We start from the raw sequence: 9935 nt of genomic DNA, 5'->3' as shown, positions 1-9935 counted from the left end.
CTGGAACCAGGCCGGGTCAGGGCCTGCGCCCGCCGTCGCGGCCTGCGCCCCCGGCGTCGCCGCCGCCAGGGCGCCCGCCCCCAGGATGACTCCACGACGTGACGCGCCCATGCCGACCTCCGTGCCTGGCGCCATCCTAGCACCGGTCGATGGCCCCGGCGCGCGGCGGATTTTGGACCTTGGGCTCCCCGTCCCCGACCGACCTCACCCTTCGCCTATTCGGGCTGAGGCCCATCAAGCGTGGGTGGCTGCGTTGCAAAGGGGCAGGACTGCACTACCATTCGACTCTGGTGCGATGGCGGGGAAGGGCGCGGCAGTCCGTTGGGTAGAGTCAGTAACTGGGAACTGGCGGACGGCGAGCTGGCCCGCGGGATCGAGGCGCTGAACCTGGTGGGGCTGAGGAGCTTGCTGGTCGCCCTCGTCGTCTCGTCCCTGGGGCGCAAGGCCGACGGCGACACCCTGCCCCCCATGCCTGACGAGGGCGCGCTGTGCGCCCTGCACCGCGCCGCGACGGTGTTCCTGCTGGAGCAGCCGGGCGCCTATCGCCAGTCGAATGTGAAGCTGCGGCAGGAGGGGGGAACCCTGCTCCGGCCGCCGCCCTGGAACGCGGTCCCCGAGCTGATGGCGGCGTTCTTCGTCGAGCTGAAGCGGATCTGGACGCAGGGCGACGCCCTGGATGTCGCGGCCTACGCCCTGTGGCGCATCACCTGGATCCACCCCTTCCGGGACGGCAATGGGCGCACGGCCTTCGCCTTCGCCTATGGCTGCCTGTGCCTGAAGCTCGGCGCCCTTCTGCCCCAAACAGGCACCGTGCTGGACCAGATGCTGGCCGACCCGGCGCAGTGCAACGGGCCGCTGGGGGCGGCGGACACCTCGGTCCGGGGCGATGCTGACGTGGCGCCGGACCTTACGTCCCTGAAGCGCTTCTACGACCAGTTGCTGTTGCGACAAATCCGGGCCGCCGAGGGGCTGCCGGCGGCACCCTGACGCCGCCAGGGGTCATCGGGAGCTCGCCAACCGCCTTCCATCACCCCAGCCACGGCCAGCCCAGCGAAGCTCTCCCCTTCGCGCCCTTGGCCGCCTTGCGGACCACAGCCCGGGGCGTGGCGATACAGGCGAATGCGCCCTTGCGTAAGGTGACGCTACCGGTGCTGAACCTGCAGTTGGTCAGCACGCGCTGGGCGGCCGGACCGAGGGCGGGGACTTTCAGGCCCCGAACCGGCGCCGCCTTGGCCGGGCGCCAGCAGCCCAGCGCGCGCGCCTTGACACTGAACATGATCGCGCCCCCGCGGCCCAGGCACCCGGCGCTTGGGGCCCCGGGTCCATACATCCTAGTCCTGAGCCCGTTGGCGTAAGGAGGGCCCCAATGGTTCGGGATGTTGTCCACATAGACTTCATTTTGGAAGTCGTACCATTGCTCTAGTATATTTTGGTCGGACGGCAGGTATTCGAAGTGGAAGGCATCAAACTGGTTGTCCTCGCCGGAGTTGGTGCTCGAGTCGTCTTCTTCGCCGTTGCAATCGGAATCGCTCGGATTGGCGCACTCGGTGCTTTGGGCCAGGCGGAAGCTCCCGGCGTTCCCGGCGTCGGCCGCGATGGACGACGAGGCCGGGCTCGCCGCGGCTGAAAAGGCGTCCTGGCGGAACTGATCGGCGCTTTTTTCAGTGACGGCGGCGGCGGAGGGGCTGACGGCGATGAAGGCAAGCGCGGCGGCCAGGCCGACGAAATCCATGCCGGGACGCGGGGCGACGGCAGCGGCTGGGTCTTCTGGCTTAGGTTTCATCTATTAGCCTCCAGGCGGACGGGGTTCGCGGACTTGCACTTGGACGAGGGCTATTGGGGCGCTGACGCCTTTAGGTCGATCCGCCGCCTCTCCTTCACCTCGCGGTCAAGGCACATCTTGCGTCCGCCCAGGCTACTGACCATGCCGGCGGGGACGGTGACGTTGTAGTTGACGGAGGTGTTGCCTCCCGACGCCATCTGATTGGTGATCTGCAGGATGTAGACGCCGGGGGAGACGGCGAGGGTCACGGGGTTGGAACTGCCCGCCGGCATCGGAATGTGCTGGGCGACGCCGGTGGTGTTGGGCGTGAAGTGGTAGACCAGGGATTGGCCGTAGAAGTTGTAGGTGGTGTTGTTCAGGGTCACCGTCACCGTCGCCGCCGTGCCGTCCGGCAGGATCTTGCACTTGGCCGCGACATTGGTGGCGATGATCAGGGGGGCGGCGGTGGCCGCGGCGGGAAGACCCACGAGCATCGCCCCTGCGATCGCTGCTACAAATCCATAGCGCATGGTGGTCAGGGCTCCTTGGCCGTTCAATGGTTGAAGGGGACGGCGCCCCATATGCGAGGGGCAGCCGACCCGAATGCGAAGTCAAAGAACAATGTTGTCGCGGCATCATGCGCACGGGTGGTGTTGATCAGCAAGGCGCGCGCTCGACACTCAGGGAGCCGCCGGCATTCACCGTCCCATGATCGTGGAGGGGTGCTGTCAGTCCAAAGGCATCTTCTCCGGTTTGGCGAAATTCGCCCAATCTGGACAAAGCTCTAGCCCATGACGGTGATCCACTCAGCCAGGCCGGCCGAGCGTCGTTCGCAGTAGGGGTCTCGGCTGGATCACCCCCCACCGGTTCAGACGCCGCACCCTCCTCACTTCGCTTCCCGCCCCTTGGCGACATTCGCTGAGTCCGCCTCGGGCGCGGAAGTTCAAGGTCTGCTTTCCGCCCGGGAGGCACGGACCGCTCGCGATCCGAACCGGTCATTCGAAGCGGTCCATTCCACGATCAAGGCGCGATCCGTCACGCGCCGACCACAATCTCGTCAATGGCGTTTTCGATGATTGCCTCGGCGTGCGCCAACCCCAATCCAGTGAAGGTCAGCGCCAGCAATTCGGCGGTCAATCGCTGACACTCAGCCAGTTCTCGCCGGCTCAGCACCGCCATCATCAGGACCTGGCAAAGGCCGATTACATAGAGAATGCCGGCCGTCTTGGCCCGGCCGGCGAACTGTCCAGCCGCAACGCCCTGGTCGATGTCGGCCCGCAAACCGGCGTTGATCGGGTGCTCACCGTCCGCCGCCCATTCGCGCCCGCGCAACATGATGTGCGCTCGCTTCGCGTCGCTGAGCGCGAACTGAACGAACACGCACATCGCCCGCGCCATTCGCACCGCCGGGTCGGTCACATTCGCGTTCACGGCGGTCACCCGCGCCTCAACGTGCGCGCGGATCTCCGCGGAAATTTCAGCCGCGAAGGCGTCCTTGTCCTGGAAGTGATTGAAAAAGCTGCCCTTCGCCACGCCAGCTGCATCAACAATGTCGTTCACGGCGATGGCGTCGATAGGCCGTTGAGCCAGCAATTCGGCGCCCGCCTCCAGCAACGCGGCCCGGGTTCTCAGGCGGCGCGGCTCCTGGCGGCTGGCTGTCTTGGCGATCATGGCAGGGGCTCGGAGTCGATGCGGGGTTGATCTTGATCGAATGCTAGTTCAAATATGACCAAATGGTCAAGTTAGGAGGGGCATCAGGTGAGCACCATTCGAGTTTCTGATATTTCCCATGTGCGCTTCACCGCGCCCGATCTGGAAGAGATGCGGGCCTTTCTTGTTGAATTCGGACTGAAGCCGACGCTTTCGCCCGATGGCGTGCTCTACGCGCGGGGCGCCGGCGGCTCGCCGTTCGTGCATGCCACGGCGCAGGGAGCGCCGAGCTTCGCGGCTCTGGGCCTGAGGGCGGAAAGCATCTCGGACCTGGAGGTCCTCGCGAAGGCCGAGGATGTTGAGGTGGAGGCGCTCCATGCGCCGGGCGGCGGCCGTGTCGTGCGCCTGACTGACCCCGATGGTCGCCTCATTGAGGTTGTCGCTGGCCAAACGCCTCTAGATCCGCTGCCGCTGGAGGCCGAGACGCCGCGCAACTCCGCGGCCTCGGGCCGTCCGCGCCTGCGCGCTTCGGTCCGCCTGGCCGCCGGTCCGGCAACGGTGGTCCGGCTTGGCCATTGCGTGCTTGAAGTTTCCGACTTCCGGAAGGTCGAGGCCTGGTACAAGTCACGCTTCGGCTTCATCACCAGCGACGAGATTGAGATGGCGCCGGGTGTGGCAATCGGCGCCTTCCTGCGCTGCGACCAGGGCGACACGCCGACCGACCACCACACCCTGTTCCTGTTGCAGTCGCCCCGAGGACCCAGCTTCAATCACGCCGCCTTCGAGGTCGCGGACATGGACGACCTAATGCGCGGTCACGCTCACCTAAGGAGGGCAGGTCGCGAGGCGGCCTGGGGCGTCGGCCGGCACATCCTTGGCAGCCAGATCTTCGACTACTGGAAGGACCCCTGGGGCCACGAGCTGGAGCACTGGACAGATGGGGATTTGTTCACTGTGGCGGACGGCTCGCACAAGAAGACCATGGCAGATCTGTTGGGCGTCCAGTGGGGGCCGTCGCACCCGATGGTGGCCGGTGCTGTCGGAGGGCAGTCATGAAGATCGCATTCTACGACGATGGGTCGGGGCCGCGGACGGGGATCGTCACCGCCGAGCGGCTCACGCCAACAGGTCTGGCCGGCGGCATGGCCGAACTGATTGCTGCGTGGGATGACGTGCAGGCGGAACTTCGGCGACGCGAAGCCGCGGGGGACGGGGCGCCCCTCGCATCCGTACGCCTGCTGCCACCCGTGCCGCGGCCTGGCAAGGTCTTCGCGATCGGCCTGAACTACGCCGACCACATCGCTGAGAGTAAGATGGAGACGCCGCAGCACCAAGTCTGGTTCACCAAAGCTGTCACTTCGGTCAATGGCCCCTTTGATCCAGTGCAAATTCCCAGGATTTCGCAAACCGTCGACTACGAGGCGGAGCTTGTCGCCGTCATTGGCAAAGGCGGCAAGCATATCGGCCGCGACGACGCCGCGGCGCGCATCTTCGGCTACTGTGTCGGCAACGACGTCACCGAGCGAATGTGGCAGCACCGCACGGCGCAATGGTCACTCGGCAAGTCCTTCGACACCCACGCCCCCATCGGGCCATGGATCACCACGAGCGACGAAATCGACCCTCACAACCTGGCGCTGAAGTGCTTGGTGAACGGCGAGGAGCGGCAGTCCTCCAACACTCGGCACCTGGTATTCGACGTCTTTGACCAGGTGGCCCACCTGTCGCAGGCGATGACGCTTGAGCCCGGCGACCTGGTGTTCACGGGCACGCCCGGCGGCATCGGCGCCGCCATGACCCCGCGTCGGTTCCTCAAGCCCGGCGACGTCGTACGCTGCGAGATCGAGGGACTGGGCCACATCGAAAACCGCTTTGAGCCCGAGGCCTGAGCCATGGCGAAGTCCCATGACTGCGACGTGCTCATCGTTGGCGCCGGACCCGTGGGCGTGACTTTGGCGCTGCTTCTGGCGCGGGAGAGCGTCTCTGTGATCGTCGCCGACAAGGCGGCCGAGATCTATCCACTGCCCCGCGCCGCCCACATCGATCACGAGATCGTCCGTATCTTCCAATCGCTGGGCGTAGCCGAGGAGATCATGGCCACGTCGCGCGCCGCCAACCGATACGATTTTCTCACGGCCGCCGGCGAAGTACTGATGCGCTTCGAAATGGACACGGCGCGCACTCCGTCCGGCTGGCCAGCGTCCAACATGATCCATCAGCCCTCAATCGAAGCCGCCCTCCGTCGACGCCTTGCAGACGCCGCCAACGCTAAGCTGAAAACGGAGTGGACCTTTGAGGGCTACGCAGCCTCCGAAAACGGCGTCACCGCGGAGTTTTCCACGCCGGAAGGTCCGCGTCGCCTCTCGGCGCGCTACTTGGTCGGATGCGATGGCGCCTCAAGCACCGTTCGCGGAGCCAGCGGCGCGAAGTTCCTCGACCTCAAGTTCGACGAACCCTGGCTGGTGATCGACGCCCTGGTGCATGACGCCCAGCGGCTGCCCGAAATCAACCTGCAAATCTGCGACCCGGAGCGGCCCACAACGTGCGTCCTGATGGGCCAAGGCCGCCATCGCTGGGAGTTCATGCTGAAGCCGGGCGAGACCGTCGAACAGGTGCTTGATGACAACTTCATTGAGGCTCTTCTGGCGCCCTGGAACGTCGATGGCGCCATCAGCTTGGAGCGTAAGGCGGTGTATCGTTTTCATGCCCTGGTGGCCGATCGCTGGCGGGCGGGCAGTGTGCTGCTGGCCGGTGACGCCGCCCACCAGATGCCGCCGTTCGCCGGTCAGGGCCTGTGCTCCGGTGTGCGCGACGCTGCGAACCTGGCCTGGAAACTCGCCGCCGTCCTGCGTGGGGAGGCGGGCGAGGCGCTCCTGGACACCTACCAGCCCGAGCGCGAGCCGCATGTGCGCGCCATAATCGACCTGGCGCTGGTTATGGGGCGCACGGTCTGCATCACCGATCCCATCGCCGCCGCCGAGCGCGACCGCACCATGTTGGCGCAGCGGGCGACTGGGCGGGGGCCAGGCGGCGCCGTCAGCTATCCGCCAATCGCAGTCGGTTGCGTTATGGCTGGCAGCGCTGCGGCCGGTGAACTTTTCCCGCAACCCTGGTCCGGCGACGCGTCACCGGAGCGGCTGGATGACGTGCTTGGAGCTGGCCCTTGGCTCATCACACGCAATTCTGTGGCGGCCGAACCGGGGGTGTCGGTCAGGTGCGTGGCCCTGACCGACACGGCTCTGGCCCCCTTCGCCGCCGATCTTGTTGGTTGGTTCGACCGCCGCGGCGTAGGCGAGGCCATCCTCGTTCGCTCGGACCGCTATGTCTTCGGAGCCGGCTCAGCCGACACTCTCCTGAAAGCATGGGCAAAAGCACAGGACTAATCGGAGCCCGTATCAATCGGGTATAATTCGGCGGTGGTGGTCTGCGACCGCACGTCGGGGGCATAGGGGAACATCTGCTTTCGGGCGCGTGGCTTCTGACCGCTCTCCATCCCTTGGCGACATTCCTACCGTCCGCCTTGGCCTGCGGACCTCGAGGACAGGAGCACCGTCCCCGGACGCGCCAAGGTGAAGACCGTGCTCAGGCGCAGGGGTGTTCACGAGGCGCCACAGGCGGCGTCTCCCCGCCCCTAGCGCGTCTGGCCGCCGTCCACGGGGACCACGGCGCCGGTGACGAAGCTGGCCAGCGGGCTCATCAGGAAGGCGGCGACGGCGCCGATCTCGGCGGGCGTGCCGAAGCGCTGCAGGGGCACCTCGCGGTCGATCCAGCGTTTCCAGGCCGCGGCGCGGGGGCCGTTGGCGCGGTTCTCCCAGTCACCGCCGGGGAAGATGATGTTGCCGGGCGCGATGGCGTTGACCCGCACGCCGCTGGCGCCGGCGATGCGGGCCAGCTCCTTGGTCAGGTGGTTCATGGCCGCCTTGGAGGTCCCGTAGGTCAGAGGGGTGCCCAGGGCGCCGAGGCCGGCGATGGAGCTGATCAGCAGCACCGACCCCTCGCCGCGCGGCGTCATCCGCCGCAGGGCCGCCCGCGAGAGGCGCCAGGCGGAGTCCAGGTTCTGGCGCAACCCAGCGTCCCAGGTCTCGTCGTCCACCTCGATGCCGGGGGGACAGGGGTGCAGGCCGACATTGGCCACGGCGCCGAAGATCGGGCCGAACGCGTCCTCGGCGCGGGCCACGGCGGCCTCGATGACCGCGGTGTCGCGCATGTCGCCGCTGATGGCCAGCAGGCGGTCCTGGCCGTGGATCGCGGCCAGTCGGGCGCGGGTGGCCTCCAGCTCGTCGGCGCCGCGCGCGGTGATCACCAGCCGGGCGCCGTCGGCCAGGCAGGCCTCGACGATGCCGAGCCCGATGCCGCGGCTGCCGCCGGCGATGAAGATGACCTTGCCGTCCAGTCCGAGATTCATGTCGCGGGGTTCCTTATCGCGGGGTTCGGTGTCGTGAGGTTCGGTGTCGCGCGGCGGATCGTGACCTGGGGCAGCCTGCGCGCCGAACCCATCACGAGTGATATCCAGCATTCGCAGCCTTGCTGATCGCCGCAACGCCAGGGTGGATCAGTTTGCGCTCAATCGAGATGGCGTAATAGACCGCCGAGACGTTGTCAGCGCGGCCAATCATCTCCGCCCCGTACTGCTCCAGCATCTCGTCGGCCAGGATCGCCGGGGCGGGGAACACGCCGGCGCCCCCCTTGCCGAACGCCTTCATCAGCGCGGGGTCGTCGAACTCACCGACGATGCTCGGCTCGATCTGATGCTCGGTGAACCAGCGCGTGAGCGCCCCTCGGATCGTGGCGCTGTCGCTTGGGATCAGCATGGGCGCGCCGTCCAGGGATCGCGGAAAGCCCTCCCGATAGCGCGCCGCCAGCACGGGCACGGCATAGAAGGCGATGGGCGCGCGCCCGAGAGAATGGTTGTAACCCTTCACGCCCGACTCCGAGGGCAGCGGCCGGTCGGCGATCACCACGTCGATCTTGTGAAGCGCGAGTTCCGCAAACAGCGGTTCCAGCTTGTCCTCCCGGCAGACCAGGCGCACGCGATCTGCGCTGCCCAGAGCCGGCGCCAGCAGCCGATAGGCGATCGACTTGGGAACCACATCGGCCACCCCCACCCGAAACAGCAGGTCGCCGCCGCCCGCGGGGTTGCGAATGGCCTCTTCCAGTTCTCTCCCGATCTGGAAAATCTCGTCGGCGTAGGAAAGGGTCAGCCGCCCCGCCGTGGTCAGTTCCAATCGCCGGCCGGTGCGGCGGAAGAGCTCTGTTCCGAGCGCTTCCTCCAGGGTTCGGATCTGCGCGCTGATGGTCTGGGGCGCGAGGCGCAACTGCTCGGCGGCGCGCGCGATGCTGCCCGCCTTCGCGACCCTCAAGAAGTAGTGCAGCTGCTTGTAGTTCAACAAGACCAGCCCTCCCATCCGCAGCTTTTTTCGATCAAAGCGCCGTTAATTAGCTGATTTTTTGGATCATCAATCAAGCGCATTATCCGCCGCGCACCCAGGATCGTGTCGGCGGATATCGCAGACCAGGAACCGATGGGGCGCATGCGAAACCGAAGACCGATCGAGGAGACAGGCGAATGGCGATCCGGGATGTCCAGCTGCAACTGTGCAGCTATCCCACACCGACCTCGGTGGCGGCGATCGAGCAGGCGATGGACCTTGCCGCGGCGCTGGGCGCGCGCATCTCGGCCCTGACCTTCAAGATAGAGCTTCCGACCACCAGCAACATGCTGGCGAACACGCTGCTGGAAATCCCGTCGATGATCGCGGCCGAGCGCCAGAAGAGTGCGGCGAACGCCCAGACCCTGGTCAGCATGTTCGAGAGCATCGCCATGAAGCGTGGTGTGGCGCACGAGCAGTTCATCGAGACCTGCCCGACGTCGCAGATGGGGGCCATCCTGACGGAACACGCCCGGATGCACGATCTGACGATGATCCCGATCGGCGAGCAGGCGACGGTCCAGCAGTATGTCGCCGAGAGCGTGATCTTCGGCTCGGGGCGACCGGTGATCATCTTCCCGGAAGCGCCCAAGCGCCGCAGTTCCACGCCCCTCGATGTCGTCGCGGTGGCCTGGGATTTCAGCCGGCCCGCGGCCCGCGCGGTGGCCGATGCGCTGCCGATCCTGCAGGCCGCCAAGACCGTGAGGGTGGTGACGATCACGAAGGAGAAGAAGATCGACACCCAGCGCTCCGCCGCCGAGCTCGCCAAGCACCTCGCCTGTCACGGCGTCGAGGTCGCGCTTGACGAGGAAGACGCCGCCGGGCGCACGATCGGTCAGACTCTCGAGGCCTACCTGGACGCGCGCGCGATCGATCTGCTGGTCATGGGCGCCTACGGGCACTCCCGCATGCGCGATTTCGTCCTCGGCGGCGCGACAAAGGCCATCGTCGGCGACCCGCCCCTGCCCGTGTTCCTGTCACACTGAGCGCCCGCGAGACTCGCATACATTCCTGCGAGACACCGCGTTTCCGGTGTCGTTCTTCACGGACACACGCCTCGGGCCCAGCGGCGCGTGGATTGGGCGACCTGGCCC

10 protein-coding genes are annotated in these 9935 nt (G+C 66.8%); 5 read left to right on the top strand and 5 right to left on the bottom strand.

The annotated features are described in order from the left end of the window. Positions 1 to 321: 321 nt before the first annotated feature. On the top strand, positions 322 to 987 hold the full coding sequence (locus tag OCL97_RS03160) for a Fic family protein (RefSeq protein ID WP_377367529.1): 666 nt from the start codon (positions 322 to 324) through the stop codon (positions 985 to 987). Between the two features lie 40 nt (positions 988 to 1027). Here the strand turns inward: OCL97_RS03160 and OCL97_RS03155 are convergent, their stop codons facing one another. From OCL97_RS03155 to OCL97_RS03145, 3 genes are all read right to left on the bottom strand, one after another. Next, on the bottom strand, positions 1028 to 1732 hold the full coding sequence (locus OCL97_RS03155; RefSeq protein ID WP_377367527.1) for a hypothetical protein: 705 nt from the start codon (positions 1730 to 1732) through the stop codon (positions 1028 to 1030). A 101-nt stretch (positions 1733 to 1833) separates the two neighbouring features. Further along, complete coding sequence (locus OCL97_RS03150) at positions 1834 to 2250, bottom strand: hypothetical protein (protein WP_377367525.1); 417 nt, start codon at positions 2248 to 2250, stop codon at positions 1834 to 1836. Positions 2251 to 2797: 547 nt separating this feature from the next. Next, positions 2798 to 3433 carry a TetR/AcrR family transcriptional regulator gene (locus OCL97_RS03145; RefSeq protein ID WP_377367523.1) on the bottom strand — a complete coding sequence of 212 codons (636 nt, stop codon included), beginning with the start codon at positions 3431 to 3433 and terminating at the stop codon, positions 2798 to 2800. 87 nt (positions 3434 to 3520) lie between these two features. On the opposite strand from OCL97_RS03145, the gene OCL97_RS03140 reads away from it, so the two are divergent. Genes OCL97_RS03140 through mhpA form a run of 3 tightly spaced genes read left to right on the top strand, consistent with a single transcriptional unit; the run spans position 3521 to position 6795 of the window. Beyond that, entirely contained in the window at positions 3521 to 4468 is a 948-nt protein-coding gene (locus OCL97_RS03140; protein WP_304780227.1) for a VOC family protein, read from the top strand. After that, a complete protein-coding gene (locus OCL97_RS03135; protein WP_377367520.1) occupies positions 4465 to 5301 on the top strand; it encodes a fumarylacetoacetate hydrolase family protein in 837 nt (278 codons plus the stop codon). Before OCL97_RS03140 ends, OCL97_RS03135 begins: the two co-directional genes overlap by 4 nt. A 3-nt stretch (positions 5302 to 5304) precedes the next feature. Then, positions 5305 to 6795, top strand: coding sequence for a bifunctional 3-(3-hydroxy-phenyl)propionate/3-hydroxycinnamic acid hydroxylase MhpA (gene mhpA, locus OCL97_RS03130; protein ID WP_377367518.1), 1491 nt, complete (start codon positions 5305 to 5307; stop codon positions 6793 to 6795). 248 nt (positions 6796 to 7043) lie between these two features. On the opposite strand, the gene OCL97_RS03125 is transcribed toward mhpA, so the two are convergent. Beyond that, on the bottom strand, positions 7044 to 7817 hold the full coding sequence (locus OCL97_RS03125; RefSeq protein WP_305338316.1) for an SDR family NAD(P)-dependent oxidoreductase: 774 nt from the start codon (positions 7815 to 7817) through the stop codon (positions 7044 to 7046). Between the two features lie 91 nt (positions 7818 to 7908). After that, positions 7909 to 8802: a transcriptional activator NhaR gene (nhaR, locus tag OCL97_RS03120; RefSeq protein ID WP_377367516.1), complete on the bottom strand. Its 894-nt coding sequence runs from the start codon at positions 8800 to 8802 to the stop codon at positions 7909 to 7911. Positions 8803 to 8978: 176 nt separating this feature from the next. Here nhaR and OCL97_RS03115 point away from each other — a divergent pair, with 176 nt between their 5' ends. Next, positions 8979 to 9827 carry a universal stress protein gene (locus OCL97_RS03115; RefSeq protein ID WP_377367514.1) on the top strand — a complete coding sequence of 283 codons (849 nt, stop codon included), beginning with the start codon at positions 8979 to 8981 and terminating at the stop codon, positions 9825 to 9827. The last annotated feature ends 108 nt before the right edge of the window (positions 9828 to 9935 follow it).

The sequence above is a fragment of the Phenylobacterium ferrooxidans genome (assembly GCF_042714595.1).
Lineage (GTDB): Bacteria > Pseudomonadota > Alphaproteobacteria > Caulobacterales > Caulobacteraceae > Phenylobacterium > Phenylobacterium ferrooxidans.
The sequence above is the reverse complement of the archived record's forward strand: the minus strand, read 5'-3'. Positions and strand labels throughout refer to the sequence as shown.

Coding starts and splice junctions, on each gene's coding strand:
- OCL97_RS03145 (WP_377367523.1), bottom strand. CDS start 3,433: ATGATCGCCAAGACAGCCAGCCGCCAGGAGCCGCGCCGCCTGAGAACC.
- mhpA (WP_377367518.1), top strand. CDS start 5,305: ATGGCGAAGTCCCATGACTGCGACGTGCTCATCGTTGGCGCCGGACCC.
- OCL97_RS03115 (WP_377367514.1), top strand. CDS start 8,979: ATGGCGATCCGGGATGTCCAGCTGCAACTGTGCAGCTATCCCACACCG.
- OCL97_RS03135 (WP_377367520.1), top strand. CDS start 4,465: ATGAAGATCGCATTCTACGACGATGGGTCGGGGCCGCGGACGGGGATC.
- OCL97_RS03155 (WP_377367527.1), bottom strand. CDS start 1,732: ATGGATTTCGTCGGCCTGGCCGCCGCGCTTGCCTTCATCGCCGTCAGC.
- OCL97_RS03125 (WP_305338316.1), bottom strand. CDS start 7,817: ATGAATCTCGGACTGGACGGCAAGGTCATCTTCATCGCCGGCGGCAGC.